The sequence below is a fragment of the Gordonia phthalatica genome, from assembly GCF_001305675.1.
GTDB classification, from domain to species: domain Bacteria; phylum Actinomycetota; class Actinomycetes; order Mycobacteriales; family Mycobacteriaceae; genus Gordonia; species Gordonia phthalatica.
Genome location: NZ_CP011853.1, coordinates 4,231,410 through 4,252,618 on the forward strand (window position 1 = coordinate 4,231,410; position 21,209 = coordinate 4,252,618).

The window sequence follows — 21,209 nt, forward strand, 5'->3', positions numbered from 1 at the left end:
GCGAGGGTACTTTCGGGCCGAACGGCCCGGACCACGCCGCGAGTTCACCCCCGGTGAGACGGGCACGACGAGAACGGGTCGCAGCACGCGGCCGACGAACCGAAGGATCTTTATGCTGAAGAGCGTTGGCAAGCGCTTGCTCGTGGGTGTCGCCGCCATGGCCACCCTCGCGAGCACCGCGGTCGCGGTCGCACCGCAGGCCCAGGCCGCCGGAACCACCGAGTACGTGTACTCGGCCTCGATGCACCGGAAGATTCCGGTGCGGATCATCGATGCGGCGGGCAACAACAACCCGACCCTGTACCTGCTCGACGGCCTGCGCGCCCCGAACAACACCAGCGGCTGGCTGCAGAACACCGACGTCGACCGCTTCATGCTCGGCAAGCGCACCAACGTCGCCATCCCGTTCGGCGGCGGCGGCAGCTTCTACACCAACTGGGAGCGTCGCGACCCGAAGCTCGGCGTCCAGAAGTGGGAGACCTTCCTGACCAAGGAACTCCCAGCGTACATGGCGAAGAACCACGGCAGTGACAACCGCCGCAACGGCATCGCCGGCCTGTCGATGTCCGGCACCGCCGCGCTGAACCTGGCCTCGCGCCACCCGGGCTTCTACAAGGCCGTCGCCTCATACAGCGGCTACCCGACCGTCACCATGCCGGGCTTCACCCAGGGCATCCAGCAGTCGGTGGCCGTCATGGGCGGCAACCCGACCAACATGTGGGGCTTCTACCCCGCCGGTGAGTGGTTCGCCAACGATCCGTTCCTGAGCGCGGGCAACCTCGCCGGGCACTACGTCTACGTCTCGTCGGGCACCGGAGTCGGCAGCAAGTACGACTCGAGCGTCACGCCGGGCAGCGGCAACTTCAACCCGACCAAGTTCGCCCAGATGGTGCCGCTGGAGGTCGCCGCGTCGACCAGCTCGCAGCTGTACATCGCCCGTATGGCGACCGTGCCGGGCGTCCACCTGACCACGCACATCAGCCCCGACGGTGTGCACTGGTGGGACTACTGGCAGGCCCGCTTCAAGCAGTCCTGGCAGACCACCTTCCGGCCCGCGTTCTTCTGATCGCACAGGCTCAGCCGAAGGCCGGCACCCGCTCGGGTGCCGGCCTTCGGCATTGCCGGAGGTCATGTCCCGGTCTATTCCGGGACTCTTCTAACAACGAAAATGTCCGTGCTCGACGCTAGGCTTGTCGTGTGGACTCCGGACAGAACATCCTCACCGACAAGACTCCCTCGGCCCTGTTCCTGGTGCTGACCATCAACCCGGGCGGGGAAGGCGCCGTCCGCGACGCACTCGAAGGCCTCGAAGGCCTCGTGACGACGGTGTCATCGCGGGCTCCGGAAGCCACCCTGACCGCGATCATCAGCATCGGTTCAGACGCCTGGGACCGCCTGTTCTCCGGCCCCCGGCCGGCCGAACTGCATCCGTTCGTCGAGTTGACCGGCGACACCCACACGGCGCCCGCGACGCCCGGCGATCTCCTGCTGCACATCAAGTCCAGCCGCCCCGACCTCGCCTTCGAGGTCGGCCGACTGTGGACCGCCACGCTCGGCGACGCCGTCACGACCGTCGACGAGACCCACGGCTTCCGATACTTCGATCTCCGCGACCTCACCGGCTTCGTCGACGGCACCGAGAACCCCGCGGGCGACGACGCCGTTCAGGTCATCACCGTCGACCCTGACGACGACCCAGAATTCGCGGGCGGCAGCTACGTCGCCGTCCAGAAGTACGTGACCGACTTCCCGTCATGGAACGCCCTCCCCGTCCCCGACCAGGAGAACACGTTCGGCCGGTCCAAACTCGAGAACGTCGAGATGGACGACGACACCAAGCCCTCCAACGCGCACACCGCGCTGACCAACCTGCCCGACGTCGACGGCCAGTCACAGGAGATCTTCCGCGACAACATGCCCTTCGGCGATATCGCAGGAGACGGCGAGAAGGGCACCTACTTCATCGCCTACTCCAAGACGCCGGCGATCACGGAGCTGATGCTGCGCAACATGTTCATCGGCGATCCGGTCGGCAACCACGACCGCCTGCTCGACTTCACCACCGCCGTCACCGGCACCCAGTTCTTCGCGCCGTCCACCGACTTCCTCGCCGACCTGCCCGAGGCGCCGACCGCGCCCTCGGAGGAGCCGACGGAGGATGCGAGCCCGTCCGACGGGTCTCTCGGCATCGGCGCGCTGAAGTAGATCGAACCACCCACCCGCACCAGAGACAGGATCACAACGATGAACAATCTGCATCGCGAGCTCGCTCCCATCTCCACCGCCGCGTGGAAGGAGATCGAGGAGGAGGCCTCCCGGTCCTTCAAGCGCAACGTGGCAGGCCGCCGCGTCGTCGACGTCAAGGGCCCGCTGGGTCTGGACGTCGACTCGGTGACCCGCGGACACCGCACCAAGATCGACTCCCCCGCCGACGGCATCCAGGCCTTCCTGCGGCACACCCAGCCGCTCGTGGAACTCAAGGTCCCATTCACCGTCACGCGCGAGGCCATCGACAACGTGGACCGCGGCGCCTCCGACTCGGACTGGGACTCGGTGGTCCACGCCGCGCGCGAGCTGGCCCTCGCCGAGGACCGCGCGGTCTTCGAGGGATACCAGGCCGCGCAGATCACCGGCATCAACGGGGAGTCCGGCGTCAACAGCATCGCACTGCCCGACGACGTCCGCGACTATCCGGAGGCCATCAGCCAGGCCATCAGCAAGCTGCGGCTGGCATCGGTCGACGGCCCGTACTCGCTGGTGCTCTCCGCCGAGCACTACACGCAGGTCAACGAGACCTCCGACCACGGCAACCCGATCCGCGAGCACCTGCAGCGCATCCTCGTGGACGGCGAGATCGTCTGGGCGCCCGCGGTCGACAGCGGCTTCCTGGTCAGCACGCGCGGCGGCGACTTCGAGCTCGCCATCGGCCAGGACGTGTCGATCGGGTACGACTCCCACGACGCCGACTCGGTGAACCTGTACTTCTTCGAGTCGTTCACGTACCTGACCTACTCCCCCGAGGCCGCCGTCGCCTTGACCTGACGAGACCGGAGTCCCGGCCCCCGGAAACTGCGTCGCGCACCACACTCGCCGCACGTATTCTGAGATCCGTGCTCACTCGCCTGCTGCGGACCTATGTCCTGCGCTATCGCGGCGCCGTCGCCGCGGTCGTCCTCCTGCAACTGGTGTCGACCGCGGCGATGCTGTACCTGCCCACCTTGAACGCCGACATCATCGACTTCGGCGTCGCCCGCGGCGACACCGACTACATCCTCTCCACCGGCGGATGGATGCTGGCGATCTCGTTCGCTCAGATCGTCTGCTCGGTGGCGGCGATGTACTTCGGTTCGCAGGCCGCCCTCGGCGGTGGACGCGACATCCGCCACGACCTTCTGCACCGCGTCAACGGGTTCTCCACCCGCGAGGTCGGCCGCTTCGGTGCGCCGTCGCTCATCACCCGCACCACCAACGACGTCCAGCAGGTCCAGTTGCTCGCCGTGATGGCGATGTCGATCCTGGTGGTCGCACCGATCATGGGTGTCGGCGGCATCGTCATGGGCGTCCGCGTGGCCGCCCCGATCTCCTGGGTCCTCGTGGTGGCGGTCCCCGTCCTCGGCATCGTGATGGGCCTGATCATCTCCCGGATGATCCCCGGCTTCCGCGCCATGCAGACCCGGATCGACGACGTGAACCGAGTGATGCGCGAGCAGATCACCGGCATCCGCGTGGTCCGCGCCTTCGTCCGCGAACGCCACGAAGCCAAGCGGTTCGACGTCGCCAACGATCTCCTGGCCGACGCCTCCCTGCGCGTGGGCCGCATGATGGCGCTGATGTTCCCGACCGTCATGCTCATCACCAACGTCACGCTGGTGGCAGTCCTCTGGTTCGGTGCGCACGCGGTGGACGCCGGCTCGGTGGAGATCGGTGCGCTGACCGCCATGCTCAGTTACGTCATGCAGATCATGATGTCGGTGATGATGGCGTCGTTCCTGGCGATGATGGCGCCGCGCGCCGGCGTCTGCGCCGATCGCATCTGCGAGGTCCTCGACACCGACACCACCGTCACGGCCCCGGCCGACCCGAAGCCCATCGCGGGCGACCCGGCGGTCGTCGCCCTGAACGACGTCGAGTTCCGGTACCCGGGCGCCGACGAGCCCGTCCTGTCCGGGATCTCGTTCACAACGCAGCCCGGCACCGTCACCGCGATCGTCGGCTCCACCGGCTCCGGCAAGACCACCCTGATCAACCTGCTGCCCCGCATGCTCGACGTGACCGGCGGCGCCATCACCCTCGGCGGCACCGACCTCCGCGAGGCCGACCCTGACCGGCTTCGACAGCACTTCGGGCTGGTCCCGCAGCGGCCGTACCTGTTCTCCGGCACCGTCGCCAGCAATCTCCGGCACGGCAAGGCCGACGCCACCGAAGCGGAGATGTGGGAGGCGTTGACCATCGCGCAGGCCGCCGACTTCGTCCGCGCGATGCCGGAGGGCCTGCAGACGGAGGTCGCGCAGGGCGGCACCACCGTCTCGGGCGGTCAGCGACAGCGCCTGGCGATCGCCCGCGCCCTGATCCGCAAGCCGGCGGTGTACCTGTTCGACGACTCGTTCTCCGCGCTCGACCTCGCCACCGACGCGCGCCTGCGCGAGGCGCTGGTACCCGCGACCCGCGAGTCCGCGATGATCGTCGTCGCACAGCGGATCTCCACGATCACGGCCGCCGACCAGATCGTGGTCCTCGACCGCGGCACCGTGGTCGGTCTCGGCACGCACGCGGAGCTGTTGGAGACCTGTCCCACCTACGCTGAGATCGCCGAATCCCAGCTGGCGATCGGAGCGGGCGCATGACGCGCGGCGGACCTCCCGGGGCCACGCCGACCCTGGAGAAGGCGAAGTCGTTCAAGCCGTCGTTGAAGCGACTCGTCGCGCAGCTCGGCGACTACCGCGGCATGATGCTGGTGGTCGTCGGCTCCATCGTCGGTTCGGTGGCACTGACTTCGTACGCCCCGCGCGTCCTCGGTGACGCCACCGACGAACTGTTCAACGGAGTCATCGGCTCGCAGCTGCCGGCGGGCATCACCAAGGACCAGGCCGTCGAAGGTCTCCGCGAGCACGGCCAGAACACCTTCGCCGACATGATCGCGTCGATGAACGTGACGCCCGGCCAGGGTGTCGACTTCGGCGCCGTCGGCCGCATCCTCCTCACCGTCCTGGCCCTGTACCTGGCGTCGGCGGTCCTCGGCTGGCTGGGCGCCTACCTGCTGAACATGGTGGTCGTCGGCACCGTCACCAAGCTCCGCGCGCAGGTGGAGGCCAAGATCCATCGCCTGCCGCTGTCGTTCTACGACGCGTCGGCCCGCGGCGACCTGCTGTCCCGCGTCACCAATGACCTCGACAACCTGTCGCAGTCGTTGCAGCAGACCATCAGCCAGCTGTTGAACTCCCTGCTGATGGTGATCGCGATCCTCATCATGATGTTCACCATCTCCCCGCTGCTGTCGGTGATCGCGCTCGCGACGATCCCGGTCGCCGCCGTCGCGACCGCGATGATCGCGAAACGGTCCAAGCCGCACTTCATCGGGCAGTGGACGTCCACCGGCGCCCTCAACGCGCAGATCGAGGAGGCGTTCACCGGGCACGAGCTGGTGACCGCGTTCGGCCGTCGCGAGCAGGTGGAGGCCGACTTCGACGAGCGCAACGAGAAGCTGTACGCGTCGAGCTGGCGCGCCCAGTTCATCTCCGGGATCGTGATGCCGACGATCATGTTCCTCGGCAACCTGAACTATGTCGCCGTCGCCGTGGTCGGCGGACTCCGCGTCGCCTCCGGTCAGCTCAGTCTCGGCGAGGTGCAGGCCTTCATCCAGTACTCGCGTCAGTTCACGCAGCCGCTCACCCAGATCGGCTCCATGTTCAACCTGATGCAGAGCGGTGTCGCCTCCGCCGAGCGGATCTTCGACATCCTCGACGAGACCGAGGAGGATCCCGATCCGGCGCAGCCCGTGAGCCCGTCGGACGACCGCGGGCACATCGTCTTCGACGACGTCTCGTTCCGCTACCGCGACGACCGCCCCCTCATCGAGAACCTCTCGCTGGAGGCGCAGCCGGGCGACATGATCGCGATCGTCGGCCCCACCGGCGCGGGCAAGACGACGCTGGTGAACCTGATCATGCGGTTCTACGAGGTCGACGAGGGCGCGATCTTCGTCGACGGCGTCGACGCCGCACAGATGACCCGCGACGACCTCCGCGAACGCACCGGAATGGTGCTGCAGGACTCGTGGCTGTTCGGCGGCACCATTTACGACAACATCGCCTACGGCGATCCGTCCGCGAGCCGCGAGGACGTGATGGAGGCCGCGTGGATCAGTCACGTCGACCACTTCGTCCGGACCCTGCCCGACGGCTACGACACGGTGATCGACGACGAGGGCGGCGGCGTCAGCGCGGGCGAACGTCAGCTCATCACCATCGCGCGCGCCTTCCTCGCCAAGCCGACGATCCTGATCCTCGACGAGGCCACCAGCTCGGTCGACACCCGCACCGAGCTGCTCATCGGCAAGGCGATGGCGAACCTCCGCAAGGACCGCACCAGCTTCGTCATCGCGCACCGCCTCTCGACCATCCGCAACGCCGACCTGATCGTCGTGATGGAGGAGGGACGCATCGTCGAGCAGGGGAACCACGACGACCTGCTCCGGAAGCAGGGCGCGTACTTCCGCCTGTACAACGCCCAGTTCACCGAGCCCGCAGAGGAACTCGACGCACCGGTCTGAGGCCGGCCGTTCCTGCGGCCCGCCCCAGGCTCTGGTCGGGTAGCCCCGGGACGAAGTCACGGAGCGTATCGAGGCCGACGCACGCTGGGTCTACCCGCCACCCGAGCGGAGTCAGTCCGCTCCGATACCCGTCGCGATCCGGAGTTCCTCCGCATCGCGACCGTTGGCGGCGTTCATGTCGCAGCGGACCGACCCGTAGCCGCACGGGAGACTGCCGCCGCAGCCGACGGTGCCGTCGGTGTACTGGTGGGCGATCATCTGCCGCCGCACGTCCTGGACGCCGGCGGGGAACCGCGGGGCGCGGCCGTAGCTCGGCACGATGAACCCGATGGACGGCCGGACCCGCCACAGCCCGCGGTCCGCGACGGGATTCCAATAGCCGATGACGCGGCGGGGACGGCCGTCGATGTGCGGGCCGCGCCAGTCGCTGATCCCCCACACCAGGCGGTTGACGCCCGCGGAGTGGTCGCCGACGATCTGCCCGCCCCACGATTCGACGTCGACCATCGACACCACGTCGGGGCGGTTCTCGCCCTGCATCGAGCGATGCACGTCCAGGCAGTCGCGCCAGTTGGGCCGGTAGACGACGTAGACGATCAGGCCGCGCAGCCGCCCGGAGTCGAGCCAGCGGCGCGCGGTGTCCCAGTTGCGGCTCCAGTTGCGGTCGCGGTAGGTGCCGTCGTTGCTGCGGATGGACAGCCACTCGTACGGGTACGAATCGTCGAGCGGCGGCTGCCACTCGGAGATGTCGGCGAAGAGGGTGTCGGTCACGCGCCGTCGCGCAGTTTCTTGGCCGCGCCGGTCGCGAGGGTGTCGGCGATCTCGTTGTACTTGTCGCCGGCGTGCCCCTTCACCCAGCGCCACTCCACCTTGTGCCGCTCCTCTGCCTCGAGGAGGTCTTTCCAGAGGTCTGCGTTCTTGACCGGCTGCTTGCTCGCGGTCTTCCAGCCATTGCGCTGCCAGCCGGAGATCCACTTGGTGATGCCGTTCCGGACGTAGCTGGAGTCGGTGTAGAGGATGACCGTCGACGGCCGCTTCAGCGCGTTGAGCGCCTGAATGGCGCCCATCAACTCCATGCGGTTGTTGGTGGTGTCGGGTTCGGCGCCGGACAGTTCCTTCTCCACGTCGCCGTAGCGGAGGATCGCTCCCCAGCCGCCGGGACCGGGGTTGCCCAGGCATGCCCCGTCGGTCGAGATCTCCACTACCTTCGAGGGGGTTCCGGCGTCGCTCATGACGTACAACGCTACCGGGTGAGGAGATCCCCGTGACCGCTGACCGCATCGTCCTGCTCCGTGCCGTCAACGTCGGCGGCGCCAAGCTGCCGATGGCCCGACTCCGCGAGATCGCCACCGGTCTCGGCGCCACCGACGTCTCCACGTACATCGCGTCCGGCAACCTGCTGTGCACCCCGCCCGACGACCCGGAGGCCTTCGACCGCGCCCTGGAGCAGGCGATCTCCGCCGAGTTCGGCTACTTCCGGGAGGCGATCGGCCGGACGCCCGAGCAGGTCGCCCAGGCCCTGGCCGACTACCCGTTCGGCGACGCCCCGCACGGCCACATCTACTTCCTGACCGGGACACCGGCCCCCGACGCGGCAGCCGCCTTCTGCGCGCAGGACTTCGGCGGCGGCGAACTCCTTCGGGTGATCGGCGCCAACCTGCACATCGACTACCCGGGCGGCGCGGGCGCCACCAAACTCACGCCGGCCAAGATCGCCAAGGGTCTCGGCGTGACCGGAACCGGTCGCAACCTCCGGACGACGGCGAAACTGATCGAACTGGCGCACTGAACTACCAGAATCCGTGGTCGAACAACCGGACATACAATTGTCGCGACTGCAGACGGCAGATTGACGATCACGAACCGCAGAACCGGAGAAGTGGAGTACGAACGATGACCCCCCTGAACCTGATCGTTCTCTACGTCGCGGACATCGACTCGTCCAGGAATTTCTACGCTGCACTCGGGCTGCCCTTCACACAGGAGAAGCACGGCGCAGGGCCCATTCACTATTCCACCGAGTTACCGGGCGGCGCAGTCCTCGAACTCTATCCGCGAGGCGGATCTGCCTCATCGCGGGCTCGACTCGGCTTCACGGTGACCGATCTACCCGCCGCGATCGCCGCACTTCAAGAAGTCACACCCGGAGCACTGCTCAGAGCGCCTGCCGATCTCGCCTACGGGCATGTCGCCGTCGTGAAAGATCCGGATGGCAACAAGATCGAGCTCGTCGCTGCCTGACCGGCAGGAACGCACCGGCCTGATCGAACTCGCCCGCTGAACGGATCTTCAGTGTTCGTTGTGACCACCCGCTGGTCACAACGAACACCGTTGATTCACCGCACGACGACCGCGCTCACACCTCGATGGGCGGGAACAGCTGGACCATCGTGTACTGCCGGTTCCGTCGGGCCGCCCACGAGCTGATCGCGAGGCAGACCGCGGAGATTCCGGCGAGCACCGCGACGGCGATCCACAGGCGCGAGTCGACGCCGCCGCTGATCAGTTGTCGCAGACCGGTGACCGCGTAACTCATCGGATCGTACGGGTGGAACCACTGTGCGGGTTTCGCCGTCGTCTCCACCGGATAGATGCCACCCGACGCGACGATCTGGACCATGAGGAAGGCCAGGGACACCACTCTGCCGACGGCCACCCCCAACACCGCGTTGAACATCTGTATCAACGCCACGAAAGTGCCGGATACCAACAGCATGAACCCGAGCATGCCGAGCGGATGCACCGCATCCAGGCCGACGGCGAAGTGCGCGACGCAGAACATCACGACCACCTGCGCGACGGCCAGCAGCACGGCCGGCCAGTACGACGCCAGCACCGAGCGCAGGCCGCCGAGACCGTTGATCACCGCGCGCGACTGCAGTGGCTTCAGCATCATCCAGATGATGATGGCGCCGATGAACATCGCGAGCGGCAGGAAGAAGGGCGCGAAACCGGTACCGAAGGTCGGCGCCTTGTTGTGGGTGAACGAGCTCAGTTCGACGGGCTGCGACAGGTTGGTCGCGGTGGCCTGCCGCTGCTTGTCGCTGCCGAAGTTCGGTAGCTGCTTCACGCCGTCGGCCAGCCCGGTGGCCAGCTCCTCGGCCCCGGCCGACAGCTGCGGGGTGCCCTGGGCGAGCTCGCCTGCGCCGGTCGCGAGGCGCTCGCTGCCGTCGGTGAGCTGGACCAGACCGCTGTGCAGTTGCGCCGCACCGGTCTGCAGCTGGTTGGCTCCGTCCTGGAGTTCGCCGACCTTACTGGCGAGTTGACCGTTCTCGAGCATGACGAGCGTGGACCGGAGCGGCGAGTTCTTGTCGCCGAGCTGCGCCGACAGCGCGTCGGACTGCTTGGCCAGTCGGTTCACCTCGGCGGTGGTCGACGGGTTCACCCCCTGCGTCTGCAGGAAGTCCTGAACGGGTGCGAGAGCGTTGGCCAGCGCCCGCGCGTTGGGATCGTTGCTGCGTCGGAGGCCTGCGATCACCTGCGACACCGACTGCGCGGCCTGCGACTGCCCGGCGCCGGCGGCACCGATGACGCCGAGGACGTCGGAGAGGTCGGACGAGAGCTTGGCGGCGTCGGCGGCGTACTGCGACGGCTTGAGGCCCGACGCCTGCACGTTGTTCAGCATGCTCTTGAGCGGGACGACGGCCGAGTTGATCCCGCTCGCCAGCTGCGCGGTGCCGTCGGCGAGCTGGGCCGAACCGTCGCGCGCGGTGACCATGTTGGTCGCGAGCTCCTTGGAGCCCGAAGCGAGTTGCTGGGCGCCATCGTCGGCCTTCTTCAGCCCGTCGGCCAACTGCGCGGATCCGTCGGCGGCCTTGTGCAGACCGTCGCCGGCGGTGGTGAGGCCCACCAGGACCTGATCGACGGCCTGACCGCCGATGTTGTCGTTCAGCGCCTGCGTCACCTGCGCGGCGGCGCTCTGGCCGATGACCCCGGCCAGGTAGTTGTTCGCGTCGTTGAACGTGAACTGGATCTTCGCCTTGTGCGGATCCGGGGTGAGCGCCGACGCGATCGACGACGAGAAGTCCTTGGGGATCGAGATCGTGAAGTAGTACTTCCCACTCGCGAGACCGTCCGCGGCCTCACGCGAGTCGACTGCGTGCAGGTCGAGTTCACCCGAGCTCAGCAACTCATCGCGGACCTGCTGTCCGGCGTTCAGCGTCTTCCCGTTGGCCTCCACCGGCTGGTCCTGGTTCACCAACGCGACGGGCACCTTGGCGACCTCGTCGAACGGATTCCAGAACACCCACAGGTACATGGCGCCGTAGAGCAGCGGCATCAGGATCACGGTGAGGATCGCGATGCGCGGCATCGCACCCTTCGAATAGCGTTTCAGCTCGGTGCCGAGCGACATTCCCGCCAGCATCAGTTCTCCCCCTGCACATCAGTGCGGACAATCGGTTCGGTGGCCGCCCCGGCGGGCAGCATCGACGGCACGTCGATCAGCGCGCGATAGCCGAGCGCCGGATCGACGGGATTCACCGTGGTGGTCAGGACGGTCTGGTTGCGGCCCAGTTCGACGAGCCGCGAGATGAGGATCCGATGGTTCTCGTCGCTGGTCACCTGGTCGACGTTGCCGACCACCAGGAACGGCAACGCCTTCGAGTTGGCGAGCGCGACGCGCAGCAGCAGGCCGTCGAGTTCGGACAGCTCCTCCACGTAATCACCGAGCGCGGGCAGCGGCAGGTCGCCGAAGACCGGGCGGCAGATCCGTTCCAGATCGGCTTCGGTCGCCTTGCCGATGATGCGGTACCAGCGGGCGTCCCAGCGGACCTTCTCGGTCAGCAGGTCGACGACGCGCACCGAGGCGTAGACGTCGTCGAGCGCGGACATGCCGGCGAGCGTCGAGACGGCGAAGATGTCCTTGGCCTTGGTGCGACCGAGGACGTCGAGGGTTCCGGCGTTCGGCTTCATGCGTCCGGCGAGGGTCATCTGCAACGCGGTGCGCCCCGCACCGGCCTCGGCGCGCAGGATCGTGAGTCCGCCGGCCGGGATATCCAGATCGAGCGGACCGTAAACCCGCCCCCAGGGGCCCTTCTGCGAGATTCCGCGTGCGACGACGGCCATGGCGTCAGGCGCTGCGTCGTGGTGATCGGTCATGATTCAGCAGCGTAGTCGGGGTGGCACGTCGGTCCCGAGTCGATTCGCCGAACAGTCTGCGAACACACGTTATCAGATTAAGAGTGTCGCCAGTCACCGCCGATGCCGCCGACGGCAGCCGTTCCACACAGATCAACGGTCCCGACCTTCCCATTCACCCTTGCATCGCAATGTTTAACCACTAAGATGTTTAGTGAACATCGATCCACTTGGAGGAAACCGTGACGACGAGCGTCTCGCCCCAGCACCCGTACAGCCCGGCCTTCCGCGCCGGCGACACCGTCTATGTCTCGGGCGCCCTGTCCGTCGATTCCGACTACCAGCCCGTCGACGGCCGCGACGAAGCGCTCGACGCGGCCATCGTCCGCATGACCGAACGCCTGGCCACGGCCGGAGCGGCACTGAACGACGTGGTTAAACTGACGTACTACGTGACTGACCTCTCACTTCGCGAGGAGGCCAACCGCCAGTACGAGCGACTCTTCGCAGTCCCCCGCCCGGCACGGACCTTCCTCGAAGTGAAGGCGCTTCCGTACGGCGCCACCGTGGAGATCGATGCGATCGCCCACGTCGGCCTCGACAAGTAACACGGTCACCGCACCTCGACGGTGCACAACGTTTGCAGGAAGGGGGCGCGCCATGAAGGCGAGCAACGATCAGGACGCCGTCGACGACATCATCGGACAGTGGGGGCAGGAACGTCCGGAGATGGACGTCTCGGCTCTCCATGTGTTCGGCCGACTCCACCGCGCCTACCTCCTCTATCAGTCGTCACTGTCGTCGCTCTTCTCCGAGTACGACCTCAACATGGCATCCTTCGACGTCCTCGCGTCGCTGCGTCGCAACGGCGCCCCGTATCGAATGACGTCGGGCGAGCTCGCCAAGACGATGCTGGTCACCACCGGCGGCGTCACCCTGCGCGTCGACCGACTGGAGAAGGCCGGCCTGGTGGAGCGCAAGCGCGACCCGGACGACCGCCGGATCGTCTACGTCTGCCTCACCACCAGCGGTTTGAGCCTGATCGATCAGACCGCGAGCGCGCACTTCTCCAATGAGTTGCGCCTGCTGCAGGACCTTGACGAGAACGACCAGCGGCAGCTGGCGGATCTGCTCCGTCGGCTGGAGAACTCGATCATCGACGCCGAGACCGATCACGAGGCACACTCGGCCTGACGCGGATCTGTCAGGAACAGTGCGACCGCGAGCCGCTCACAGCGGCTCGCGGTCGCACTGTTTCCACGTGGTCTGTGTCTGCCTGATTCATCTCTTCGTGGTTCATCTCTTCGTGGTTCATCTCTGCGTGGTTCACGACAGACGACTGCGCCCCGTCCTCTCGGACGGGGCGCAGTGATCGTATGCGGCGACCTTCTTCGGGTCAGGCCTCGGCGAGCGCCTTGGCCTGCTCCTCCGCCTGGGCACGGTACATGCGGCGCAGTCGGATCACGCCCAGATCGTGCTGGTACAGGTTCTCCGCCTGGTCCGCGTCGGGAGCCATGCCCTCGAGCATGGCGCGGTCCTGTTGGAGCACGGCCCAGTGCCGCTCCTCCAGCGTGGTCCGGTAGAGGAAGCGCCACACGTCGCGCTCCCAGCCGACCACGCGGCGGTACCGCCAGAAGAAGATCGACGTGGTGCCCTCGTCGATCGGCGTCGCCATGCCGACGATGCCGAACGGGCCGCCGGGGCCGGCGGTGGCCGGGTACGGGATCTCCAGATCCACCCAGTCGACACCGCTGCGGCTGAACTCCACCCAGTCGAAGTTGACGCCGCGCTGATTGGTCTTCTCGAAGAAGAAGCCGCGGTCGGTCTCCCGGATGCGGAAGCGCGCCGACTGCTCTCCGCCGAACATCGAGTGCGATTCGTGGTGCAGGAACGCGCCGTGCATCGGGTCCAGGAGGTTCTCCACGGCGAAGCGCCACGGGGCCTTCCATTCGGTGTAGCAGAGGAACTCCGAGACGCCTTCGTCCGCGAGGGGGTCGGGGACGACGAGAGGGGTGGGTTCGGTCTCGGTGTCGAGGCCGAACCACGCCAGGATCGCGCCGCCGACCTCCTGCACCGGCAGGGCGCGGACGAGTTTCTTGCCCTCGAGATTGCAGCCGGGCATGCCGGGGACCGACAGGACCGTGCCCTCGCCGTCGACCTGGACGCCGTGGTACTTGCAGGCGATGCGATCGCCGAGGTGCATGCCGTGCGACAGCGGAGCACCGCGGTGCGGGCAGCGGTCGGCCAGCATGCGGACGGTGCCGTCGGACTGGCGGTACAGGACCCAGTCCTCACCGAGACGCTTGAGCTTGCGGATGGCGCCGCGCTCCACCCAGCTCGACGGGCAGACGGCGTGCCACTGATCGCGGAGACCGGTTGCGAAAATCTCGTCGGCCGAGAGAGCTCCCGGCTTGTAGACGCGTGCCATTACTGGTCCCCCAATCGTGCGATTTCGGTGGTGAAGGACTCGGCGGTCCACGTCTTGCCGTCGGGCGCGAAGACGCCGGCGGAGTTGAGGCCCTCGACGAGGCCTTCCAGGCTGTGTTCACCCTCGCCGAACACCCCCTCAATGGCGGTTGCGAGCTGACGCTCGTAGGGAGTGGGATCGCCGGTCCGCGTTTGGATCGGCACCATGTACAGACTCATCGCTTTATCTCCTAGAGGTCCAGTACTAATTCGGCTGTTTTGGCTCGCGAAACGCAGATCATCATGGTTTCGCCTGACTCCTGCTCCGCGGAGGAGAGGACGTAGTCGCGGTGATCGGGCATGCCGCAGAGCACGCGGGTCTCACAGCTGCCGCACATGCCTTCGCGGCACGAGTTCGGCACGTCGACGCCCGCGTTCTCCAGGGCGTCGAGGATCGGGATGTCGGGACCCACTTCGACGGTGACGCCGGAGGTCTCGCAGCGGACGGAGATCGGCGAATCGGCCGGCTCCTCCTCGTTCTCGGCGCGGGTCTTGGGCTTGAAGCGCTCCAGGCGGACGGCCTCGCGGTCCCACGCGTCGCAGGTTCCTTCGACGGCGTTCAGCAGCCCCTCGGGACCGCAGGTGTAGACCAGCGTGTCCGGGCGGGGAGTGCCGAGGAGCGCCTTCAGGTCGATGACGCCCTCCTTGTCCTCACTGACCACCGACACGTGGTCGCCGTAGGCGGCGAGGTCGGCGAGGAAGGCCATGGTGTCGCGACTGCGACCGCCGTAGTGCAGCTCCCAGTCGGCGCCGGAGCGCTGTGCGGCCGAGATCATCGGGAGCATCGGCGTGATGCCGATGCCGCCGGCGATGAACACGTACTTGGCGGCGTCGAGGAACTCGAAGTTGTTCCGAGGCAGGCTCACCGACACCAGGTGTCCGGGCCGAAGGGTCTCATGGACGTACTTCGATCCGCCGCGGGTCGACGGGTCGCGCAGCACCGCGATGCGGTACGACGTCCGGTCGGTCGGGTCGCCGCACAGCGAGTACTGGCGGACGATCCCCTTGCCGAGGTGGATGTCGATGTGCGCGCCCGGCTGCCACGCGGGCAGCGTGGCGCCGGTCGACTCCTCGAGGCGAACGGCGATCACACCGTCGGCCTCCCAACGCATCTCCCGGACCACCAGTTCGTAGGTTCCGGTTTCGAGGTTCACGGGTCCTGCTTCGAGGCTCATCGCTCACACCCTCCCAGCCATACTCATTTGCTTTAGTAGTTAATAGTTTAGCACTCAGTTGTTATCGGTGTCACATGAATTCTGAAAAATTTCCTGCGTCACTTTTCTGGTGCTGCTACTTCGGCACGGACACCGGCGGGGTGAACGGCTTCGGCATGGGACCGAACGACGCGAGGTCCACCTCGACCACGACGGGCCCCTGCTTGGCGACGGCGGCGGCCAGCACCTCGTCGGCGTCGGCGATGCTGCCGATGCGCAGGTAGTCGAGACCGATCGCGGCGCTGAGCTGCTGGAAGTCCGGCGTCGCGAGGTCGACGGCGTAGGTGGGGCCGGTGGCGGCCTGCATGTTGCGGAGCACGCCGTAGCCTGCGTCGTTGAAGACCATCAGGACCAGCCAGGGCTTCTCCTGGGCAACCGTCAAGAGTTCACCCAGGTGGACGGCCAAGCCGCCGTCGCCGGCGATGCCGAGCGTCGGATGCGTCTCGTCGGCAAGGGCGGCGCCGATCGCCATGCCCAGGCCCTGACCGATGCCGCCGCCGCGCGGGAAGATGTTGGTCCGCGGATCGGAGAACGGCAGCAGTCGGTTGCCCCACGAGCTCGACGCGATGGTCACGTCGCGCGCGACGGGCGACGAGGCGGGGAACGCCCGGCGCACCGCGTCGCACAGCAGTGCGTGATCGCCGAGGCCCTCACGCTGCGTGGCGCGGACGGCGTTGCGGGTGTCGGTGGCGCGCTGGGTCCACTCCGGATCCACCTGGCCGTCGAACTCGACGGTCGCCAGCAGCGCACCCAGGACGGCGTCGACGTCGGCGACCACAGAGACGGTCGCGTCGAACACCCGGCCGGGAGCCGCGGGGTCCAGGTCCACCTGGACGTGCTGGGCGGGCACCGGGATCGAGTAGTCACCGGTCTCGTTGCTGCGGAAGTGGGTGCCGAGGGAGACCAGCAGGTCGGCGTCGGCGAGCAGTTCCCGACCGCCGGGGGTGGCGCCGTAGTTGCCGATGCAGAGGCGATGGTTCTCGTCGACGGCGCCGCGACCGGAGTTGCTGGTCAGCAGCGGGACGCCCCACCGTTCGATGAGCTCGGTGAGCTGCTTGCCCGCACGCCCGGCGCCGCCGCCCGCCCAGATCACCGGGCGACGCGCCGCGGCGATCGCCGCGCGGATCGCGTCCAGGTCGGTTTCGGAGGGAGTCGGGAGTTCGACGGCCGGCGGGTTCGTCGCCGGCAACACGTCCTGCGCGGCGTACTGCAGGTCGATCGGCCATTCGATGGAGACCGGGCCGCCGCGCGGGGTCAGCGCCCGGCGGACGCCGTCGCGCAGGATCTCCCCCGCCGACGCCGCGTCGGTGATCGTCGCGGCGTGCGCCGAGACGGCCTCGAGCATGCCCAGCTGGTCCTTGGTCTCATGGATGAAGCCGCGCCCGGAACCGAGGTACTGCACCTGGACCTGGCCGGTGATGTGCAGGACGGAGGTGTCGGCGGCCAGCGACTCGACGAGCGATCCGGCGGCGTTGCCCGCACCGGTGCCGGTGCTGGTCAGTGCGCAGCCCAGCCCGCCGGTCGCGCGCGCGTAGCCGTCGGCGGCGTTGACCGCGCCAGCCTCGTGCCGCACGGGGACGAACCGCAGGTGCTTGGCGACGGCCTCGACGAGGGGCAGGTTGTGGACGCTGACGATGCCGAAGACCGTGTCGACACCGGCTTCGCGTAGGACCTCGACGAGCAGATCGCCGCCGTTGGCCTGTGACTTCTGGTTCATGGGAATCTCCGGTGGGGCTGTAGGGCTGATGAAGCGGTTGGGCTGCAGGGTTTCAGTGGACGGGGGTCAGACGTACCGCGAGACGCCGCCGGCCACCTCGACGGTGGTGCCGGTGACGTACGACGACCGCGGCGACAGGAGCATCGCGACGATGCCCGCCACCTCGTCGGCGCGGCCGAACCGGCCGAGCGCGACGCCGCGGTCGGTCACGATGTCGTGCTCCCACTCGGCGAAGGGACGCGGATCCTCGGAGGCGGCGTAGCGCCGCTGCCACTGCCCGGTGTCGATGAGGCCGAGCAGGACCGAGTTGACTCGGACGCGCGGCGCCAGTTCGAAGGACAGGGACTTGCTCAGGTTCAGCAGGCCCGCGCGGGCGGCCGACGTCGCGATCAATCGCGTCTCCGGCTGCCGCGCGAGGACCGCGTTGATGTTGACGATCGACGCCGCGTCCGACCGCCCGAGGTGCTCGCGGGCTGCGTCGATCGTGTTGAGGACGCCGGCGAACTTCAGGTCGAACTCGTCGTGCCAGTCGTCCATGCTGGTCTCCCACAGGGGAGCCATCCGAGAGCCGCCCGCATTGTTGACCAGGCCGTCGAGCCCGCCGAAACGATCGACGGCCCCGCTGATCAGGGCGTCCACATCGGTGCGGCTGCGCACGTCGGCCGCGACGGCCAGGACTCGCTCGCCCGTGTCGGGAGCGACGTCGGAGATCGCGGCCGCCAGCCGGTCGGCATCGCGCGCACAGGTCGCGACGTTGGCGCCTTCGGCCAGCAGTTCGGCGACGGTCGCCAGGCCGACGCCCGAACTGCCGCCGGTGACGACGTAGGTGCGGCCGGAGAGGTGGAGGTCCATGACGGGCTGCTCTCTGTGATGGGGCTAGTGGAAGACGAATCCGCCGTCGATGACGAGTTCCTGGCCCGTGATGTAGGAGGCCTCGTCACCGAGGAGGAAGGCCACCGCGCCGACCAGGTCGGCCGGTTGCTGGGAGCGGGCCAGCGCACGGTTGCGGCGGTACAGGTCGTGCCGGTGCTCGGGCACCTTCTCGGCGGACTCCGATTCGGTGAGGCCGGGCGAGACGGTGTTGACGGTGATCCCGTACTCGCCGAGGTCACGGGCCATCGCGCGGGTCAGTGCCGACACCCCGCCCTTCGACGAGATGTAGTGGCACAGCTTGCCCGAGCCGTACAGCTGCGCGTCGGATCCGATCGTCACGATGCGGCCCTCGCCGGCGTCGATCAGGTGCGGAGCCACGGCCCGACTGACGAGGAACGTGCCGCGCAGGTTCACGTCCAGGACGCGGTCCCATTCCTCGATCGGGAGTTCGTGCACCGCACGACCGCCGACACCGTCGGCCAGGGCCGCGTTGTTGACGAGCCCGTAGACGGGTCCGTCCGCGGCGACGGCCGCGACCATGGCGTCCACCGACTCCGGGGAGCGCACGTCGAGTGCGCAGAACCGGGCGTCGATGCCGTCGGCCACCAGTGCTTCGGTGGCGGCTCGGCCCCAGTCCTCACGGATGTCGGTGATCCACACCCGTGCGCCGTCCTCGCCGACGCGGCGGGCGATCGCCAGGCCGAGGCCGCGACCGCTGCCGGTGACGACGACGGTCCTGCCCTGCAAAGACTTGCGTTCTGGAGTCGACATGGGCGATCAGTCCCGCGTGATGCCGTGCATCACCGAGGTCTCCGGGTAGCTCGGGACCTGCGGCTTGCCGGTGCCGATGATGACGGCGAACAGGGCGGGCTTATCGGAGACGTTCTTGAGGCTGCGCGGGACGCCTGCCGGGACGACGATCATGTCGCGGTAGCCGAGCTTGCGCTTGGCGATCTCGGTGCCGCGGTGCACGGCCACCTCGATCTCGCCTTCGAGAACGAAGAAGGCCTCTTCGGAGTCGAAGTGGGTGTGCTCGGGGCCCTCGGCACCTGCGGGGAGCAGCATGTTCGAGAACGTGAAGCCCTGCGACTTGATGGTGCGGGTGTCGTTCGAGTGGTCACCGGTCGCGCCGGAGCCGACGTAGCGGATCTGGGCGCGGGCGAACTGCTCGCCCGCCTTGGTCTGGAAGCCGAGGGCGTCCCAGTCCTCGTAGCGGCTCTCGCGGGTGAGGATGATCGAATCGGCGTATTCGGCCAGGTCGGCGGTCTGGTAATCCATGACGGAACTCCTTTGATTCTGTGGTTCGGTTCGGTTGACGAGTTGGCGAAGGGTCAGTGGTTGCGGAGGCGCTCGGCGATCTGGATGAACGATTCGAGCCAGGCGTTGAAGGTCTCCGGGGTGTCGCGGTTGGCGAGGTGCCCCGCGCCGCGGAGCATCACGTAGACGGCGCCGGGGATGCCGCCGGCGAGGACCTGGGCCGGTTCGTGACCGGTGATCTCGTCGCGGTCGCCGGCCATGACCAGCGTGATGAGGTCGATGTTCGACAGGTCGCCGGTGTGGTCGGTGGCGGCCATCGATTCGACGGCACTCGCGTACCCGGCCGGGCGGATCGCGGCGAGCATCGCGGCGGCGGCCGCGTCGACGTCCTTCTTGCTCGCGCCCTCACCCACCAGGCGGGCGGCCCGCGCGGCGGCGAACTTCTTCGGGTCGGCGGCCATCTCGGCGGCGCGCTCGCGGATGGCGGCGGCCCCCGCCTCGGTGGCGCCGGAGCCCACCGTCGAACTGCCGAGCACGAGGCCGCGGATCAGGTCGGGTCGGCGGAGCGCGAGGCGGGTGGCGATGACACCGCCCCACGACATGCCGAGCACGTGGGCGCCGCCGGCACCGCAGCGCTCCTCGATGAGGGCGGCGACGCGGTCGGCGTAGTCGTCCATCGACAGCGGTGCGGCGGGGTCCTCGGACTCCCCATACCCGGGTGCGTCCCACGCGATCAGGCGCAGTCGGTCGCCGAGCTCGTCGTACTGCGGATCGAAGGTGGCCGAACTCCCGCCGATGCCGTGCAGCATCACCAGGGCCGGTCCGGTTCCCTCGTCGCGGACCTTCAGTCCGGTGGCCGGTGCGTTCATCGTGCGACTCCCATCAGTTCCGGGTGGCGGTCGAAGGCGCCGGCGTCCGGCACACCCGCCATGTGTGAGCGGACGTCCGCCGACGGCGGTCCCGCGGTCCCCCATGTGTCCGAGAGTTCGGGCACGCGCCTCCACACGCGGCACAGCCAGCGGTCCTCGTCCACCTGGGCGACGCCGGAGGTGTACTCGCAGACCAGGCCCGCCGGGTCGGCGAAGTACGAGAAGGTGTTGTCGCCGGGTCCGTGACGACCGGGCCCCCACAGCGGCAGGATCTTGTTGTGGCGGAGCCTGCCGATGCCGCGCATGAACTGGTCGACGGTCGGCATCTCGTAGGCGACGTGGTTCACCGACGCCCACTCGGCCTGATTGAAGGCGATGCTGTGGTGGTCGGAGTTGCAGCGCAGGAACGCCATCTGATGCTCGGACCAGTCGGAGACCCGCATGCCGAGGACGTCGCTGTAGAACGCGACGGACGCATCGATGTCGACGGTGTTGAGGACGACGTGGGTCACGCCGACCGGCACCGGCTCCTCCTGGCGCAGTGCCGGGACGGCGAGTGCGTCGGCCAGCAGCTGGATGACGCGGCCCTCGTGGTCGACGAAGCTGACGCCGTATCCGGCGGAGATCTCGCCGGTCGGTCCGGGGCCGGCGAGGATCGGGATGTTCCGGGCCTCGAGACGACGGGCCGCCTCGTCCACCTCGGCGGGGGTCGCCACGGCGAAGGTGATCCGTCCCAGGCCGTTGCGATCGGCCTCGGTCAGCTGGAGCACGTGGTGCTCCTGACCGGTTCCGCGGAGCCAGGCTTGACCGTCACCCTGTTCCACGGCCCGCAGTCCCCACACATTGGTGTAGAAGTCGGCGGAGTCGGCGCACGCGGTGGTGCGGAGTTCTACTGAGCGAAGCCGTCGGAGGCTCGCGATCGGCTGGTTCATCGGGTCTCCTCCTAAATCTTTGTGGTTGTTAGT

General features: G+C 68.0%; 22 protein-coding genes. 9 read left to right on the forward strand and 13 right to left on the reverse strand.

Features of this window, described 5'->3' with window-relative positions:
* Positions 1 to 112 precede the first annotated feature (112 nt).
* The 5 genes from ACH46_RS19850 (at position 113) to ACH46_RS19870 (ending at position 6,769) form a co-directional block, all read left to right on the forward strand.
* Positions 113 to 1,066 (forward strand): alpha/beta hydrolase, encoded by a 954-nt coding sequence (locus ACH46_RS19850; RefSeq protein ID WP_062394527.1) that lies wholly within the window; start codon positions 113 to 115, stop codon positions 1,064 to 1,066.
* Between the two features lie 131 nt (positions 1,067 to 1,197).
* On the forward strand, positions 1,198 to 2,205 hold the full coding sequence (locus ACH46_RS19855; RefSeq protein WP_062394529.1) for a Dyp-type peroxidase: 1,008 nt from the start codon (positions 1,198 to 1,200) through the stop codon (positions 2,203 to 2,205).
* 39 nt (positions 2,206 to 2,244) lie between these two features.
* Positions 2,245 to 3,042, forward strand: a complete 798-nt coding sequence (locus ACH46_RS19860) for a family 1 encapsulin nanocompartment shell protein (RefSeq protein ID WP_062394530.1) — start codon at positions 2,245 to 2,247, stop codon at positions 3,040 to 3,042.
* 68 nt (positions 3,043 to 3,110) lie between these two features.
* Positions 3,111 to 4,844, forward strand: a complete 1,734-nt coding sequence (locus tag ACH46_RS19865) for an ABC transporter ATP-binding protein (protein WP_062394532.1) — start codon at positions 3,111 to 3,113, stop codon at positions 4,842 to 4,844.
* Positions 4,841 to 6,769 carry an ABC transporter ATP-binding protein gene (locus ACH46_RS19870; RefSeq protein WP_062394533.1) on the forward strand — a complete coding sequence of 643 codons (1,929 nt, stop codon included), beginning with the start codon at positions 4,841 to 4,843 and terminating at the stop codon, positions 6,767 to 6,769. Before ACH46_RS19865 ends, ACH46_RS19870 begins: the two co-directional genes overlap by 4 nt.
* A gap of 111 nt (positions 6,770 to 6,880) precedes the next feature.
* Here ACH46_RS19870 and ACH46_RS19875 read toward each other — a convergent pair whose 3' ends face one another.
* Both ACH46_RS19875 and rnhA read right to left on the reverse strand, forming a co-directional pair.
* Positions 6,881 to 7,540, reverse strand: a complete 660-nt coding sequence (locus tag ACH46_RS19875; RefSeq protein ID WP_062394535.1) for a hypothetical protein — start codon at positions 7,538 to 7,540, stop codon at positions 6,881 to 6,883.
* On the reverse strand, positions 7,537 to 8,001 hold the full coding sequence (gene rnhA / locus ACH46_RS19880; protein WP_062394537.1) for a ribonuclease HI: 465 nt from the start codon (positions 7,999 to 8,001) through the stop codon (positions 7,537 to 7,539). The genes ACH46_RS19875 and rnhA overlap by 4 nt, the downstream gene beginning before the upstream one ends.
* 32 nt (positions 8,002 to 8,033) lie before the next feature.
* Between rnhA and ACH46_RS19885 the strand changes: the two genes are divergently transcribed.
* Together ACH46_RS19885 and ACH46_RS19890 are read left to right on the forward strand one after the other, a co-directional pair.
* Positions 8,034 to 8,558, forward strand: coding sequence for a DUF1697 domain-containing protein (locus ACH46_RS19885; RefSeq protein ID WP_082399836.1), 525 nt, complete (start codon positions 8,034 to 8,036; stop codon positions 8,556 to 8,558).
* 104 nt (positions 8,559 to 8,662) lie between these two features.
* On the forward strand, positions 8,663 to 9,010 hold the full coding sequence (locus tag ACH46_RS19890) for a VOC family protein (RefSeq protein ID WP_062394539.1): 348 nt from the start codon (positions 8,663 to 8,665) through the stop codon (positions 9,008 to 9,010).
* Positions 9,011 to 9,125: 115 nt separating this feature from the next.
* Here the strand turns inward: ACH46_RS19890 and ACH46_RS19895 are convergent, their stop codons facing one another.
* Positions 9,126 to 11,135, reverse strand: a complete 2,010-nt coding sequence (locus tag ACH46_RS19895) for a YhgE/Pip domain-containing protein (RefSeq protein WP_062394540.1) — start codon at positions 11,133 to 11,135, stop codon at positions 9,126 to 9,128.
* On the reverse strand, positions 11,135 to 11,869 hold the full coding sequence (locus ACH46_RS19900; RefSeq protein WP_062394542.1) for a P-loop NTPase family protein: 735 nt from the start codon (positions 11,867 to 11,869) through the stop codon (positions 11,135 to 11,137). The genes ACH46_RS19895 and ACH46_RS19900 overlap by 1 nt, the downstream gene beginning before the upstream one ends.
* A 221-nt stretch (positions 11,870 to 12,090) precedes the next feature.
* Between ACH46_RS19900 and ACH46_RS19905 the strand changes: the two genes are divergently transcribed.
* Positions 12,091 to 12,456, forward strand: coding sequence for a RidA family protein (locus ACH46_RS19905; protein ID WP_062395682.1), 366 nt, complete (start codon positions 12,091 to 12,093; stop codon positions 12,454 to 12,456).
* A 52-nt stretch (positions 12,457 to 12,508) separates the two neighbouring features.
* Positions 12,509 to 13,042, forward strand: a complete 534-nt coding sequence (locus tag ACH46_RS19910; RefSeq protein WP_062394544.1) for a MarR family winged helix-turn-helix transcriptional regulator — start codon at positions 12,509 to 12,511, stop codon at positions 13,040 to 13,042.
* A 202-nt stretch (positions 13,043 to 13,244) separates the two neighbouring features.
* Here the strand turns inward: ACH46_RS19910 and ACH46_RS19915 are convergent, their stop codons facing one another.
* From ACH46_RS19915 to ACH46_RS19955, 9 genes are all read right to left on the reverse strand, one after another.
* The gene (locus tag ACH46_RS19915) at positions 13,245 to 14,276 is read right to left on the reverse strand and encodes an aromatic ring-hydroxylating oxygenase subunit alpha (protein ID WP_062394545.1); all 1,032 of its coding nucleotides are present in this window, start codon (positions 14,274 to 14,276) and stop codon (positions 13,245 to 13,247) included.
* A complete protein-coding gene (locus ACH46_RS19920; protein WP_062394547.1) occupies positions 14,276 to 14,494 on the reverse strand; it encodes a recombinase-like helix-turn-helix domain-containing protein in 219 nt (72 codons plus the stop codon). Before ACH46_RS19920 ends, ACH46_RS19915 begins: the two co-directional genes overlap by 1 nt.
* A gap of 11 nt (positions 14,495 to 14,505) precedes the next feature.
* Positions 14,506 to 15,489: a PDR/VanB family oxidoreductase gene (locus ACH46_RS19925; protein WP_062394549.1), complete on the reverse strand. Its 984-nt coding sequence runs from the start codon at positions 15,487 to 15,489 to the stop codon at positions 14,506 to 14,508.
* 115 nt (positions 15,490 to 15,604) lie between these two features.
* On the reverse strand, positions 15,605 to 17,245 hold the full coding sequence (locus tag ACH46_RS19930) for a thiamine pyrophosphate-binding protein (RefSeq protein WP_062394554.1): 1,641 nt from the start codon (positions 17,243 to 17,245) through the stop codon (positions 15,605 to 15,607).
* Between the two features lie 66 nt (positions 17,246 to 17,311).
* On the reverse strand, positions 17,312 to 18,097 hold the full coding sequence (locus ACH46_RS19935) for an SDR family oxidoreductase (protein ID WP_062394555.1): 786 nt from the start codon (positions 18,095 to 18,097) through the stop codon (positions 17,312 to 17,314).
* Positions 18,098 to 18,121: 24 nt separating this feature from the next.
* Entirely contained in the window at positions 18,122 to 18,889 is a 768-nt protein-coding gene (locus tag ACH46_RS19940) for a 3-oxoacyl-ACP reductase family protein (RefSeq protein WP_062394557.1), read from the reverse strand.
* Between the two features lie 6 nt (positions 18,890 to 18,895).
* The gene (locus tag ACH46_RS19945; protein WP_062394558.1) at positions 18,896 to 19,396 is read right to left on the reverse strand and encodes a cupin domain-containing protein; all 501 of its coding nucleotides are present in this window, start codon (positions 19,394 to 19,396) and stop codon (positions 18,896 to 18,898) included.
* Between the two features lie 53 nt (positions 19,397 to 19,449).
* A complete protein-coding gene (locus ACH46_RS19950; protein ID WP_062394560.1) occupies positions 19,450 to 20,244 on the reverse strand; it encodes an alpha/beta fold hydrolase in 795 nt (264 codons plus the stop codon).
* Positions 20,241 to 21,176 (reverse strand): VOC family protein, encoded by a 936-nt coding sequence (locus tag ACH46_RS19955; protein ID WP_062394562.1) that lies wholly within the window; start codon positions 21,174 to 21,176, stop codon positions 20,241 to 20,243. The genes ACH46_RS19950 and ACH46_RS19955 overlap by 4 nt, the downstream gene beginning before the upstream one ends.
* Between the last annotated feature and the right edge of the window lie 33 nt (positions 21,177 to 21,209).

Bases quoted from the DNA above. Each gene is read 5' to 3' on its own strand.
- ACH46_RS19910 (WP_062394544.1), top strand. From the start codon at position 12,509: ATGAAGGCGAGCAACGATCAGGACGCCGTCGACGACATCATCGGACAG.
- ACH46_RS19935 (WP_062394555.1), bottom strand. From the start codon at position 18,097: ATGGACCTCCACCTCTCCGGCCGCACCTACGTCGTCACCGGCGGCAGT.
- ACH46_RS19950 (WP_062394560.1), bottom strand. From the start codon at position 20,244: ATGAACGCACCGGCCACCGGACTGAAGGTCCGCGACGAGGGAACCGGA.
- ACH46_RS19850 (WP_062394527.1), top strand. From the start codon at position 113: ATGCTGAAGAGCGTTGGCAAGCGCTTGCTCGTGGGTGTCGCCGCCATG.
- ACH46_RS19945 (WP_062394558.1), bottom strand. From the start codon at position 19,396: ATGGATTACCAGACCGCCGACCTGGCCGAATACGCCGATTCGATCATC.
- ACH46_RS19930 (WP_062394554.1), bottom strand. From the start codon at position 17,245: ATGAACCAGAAGTCACAGGCCAACGGCGGCGATCTGCTCGTCGAGGTC.
- ACH46_RS19895 (WP_062394540.1), bottom strand. From the start codon at position 11,135: ATGCTGGCGGGAATGTCGCTCGGCACCGAGCTGAAACGCTATTCGAAG.
- ACH46_RS19870 (WP_062394533.1), top strand. From the start codon at position 4,841: ATGACGCGCGGCGGACCTCCCGGGGCCACGCCGACCCTGGAGAAGGCG.
- ACH46_RS19940 (WP_062394557.1), bottom strand. From the start codon at position 18,889: ATGTCGACTCCAGAACGCAAGTCTTTGCAGGGCAGGACCGTCGTCGTC.
- ACH46_RS19955 (WP_062394562.1), bottom strand. From the start codon at position 21,176: ATGAACCAGCCGATCGCGAGCCTCCGACGGCTTCGCTCAGTAGAACTC.
- ACH46_RS19915 (WP_062394545.1), bottom strand. From the start codon at position 14,276: ATGGCACGCGTCTACAAGCCGGGAGCTCTCTCGGCCGACGAGATTTTC.
- ACH46_RS19890 (WP_062394539.1), top strand. From the start codon at position 8,663: ATGACCCCCCTGAACCTGATCGTTCTCTACGTCGCGGACATCGACTCG.
- ACH46_RS19900 (WP_062394542.1), bottom strand. From the start codon at position 11,869: ATGACCGATCACCACGACGCAGCGCCTGACGCCATGGCCGTCGTCGCA.
- ACH46_RS19925 (WP_062394549.1), bottom strand. From the start codon at position 15,489: ATGAGCCTCGAAGCAGGACCCGTGAACCTCGAAACCGGAACCTACGAA.
- ACH46_RS19860 (WP_062394530.1), top strand. From the start codon at position 2,245: ATGAACAATCTGCATCGCGAGCTCGCTCCCATCTCCACCGCCGCGTGG.
- rnhA (WP_062394537.1), bottom strand. From the start codon at position 8,001: ATGAGCGACGCCGGAACCCCCTCGAAGGTAGTGGAGATCTCGACCGAC.
- ACH46_RS19920 (WP_062394547.1), bottom strand. From the start codon at position 14,494: ATGAGTCTGTACATGGTGCCGATCCAAACGCGGACCGGCGATCCCACT.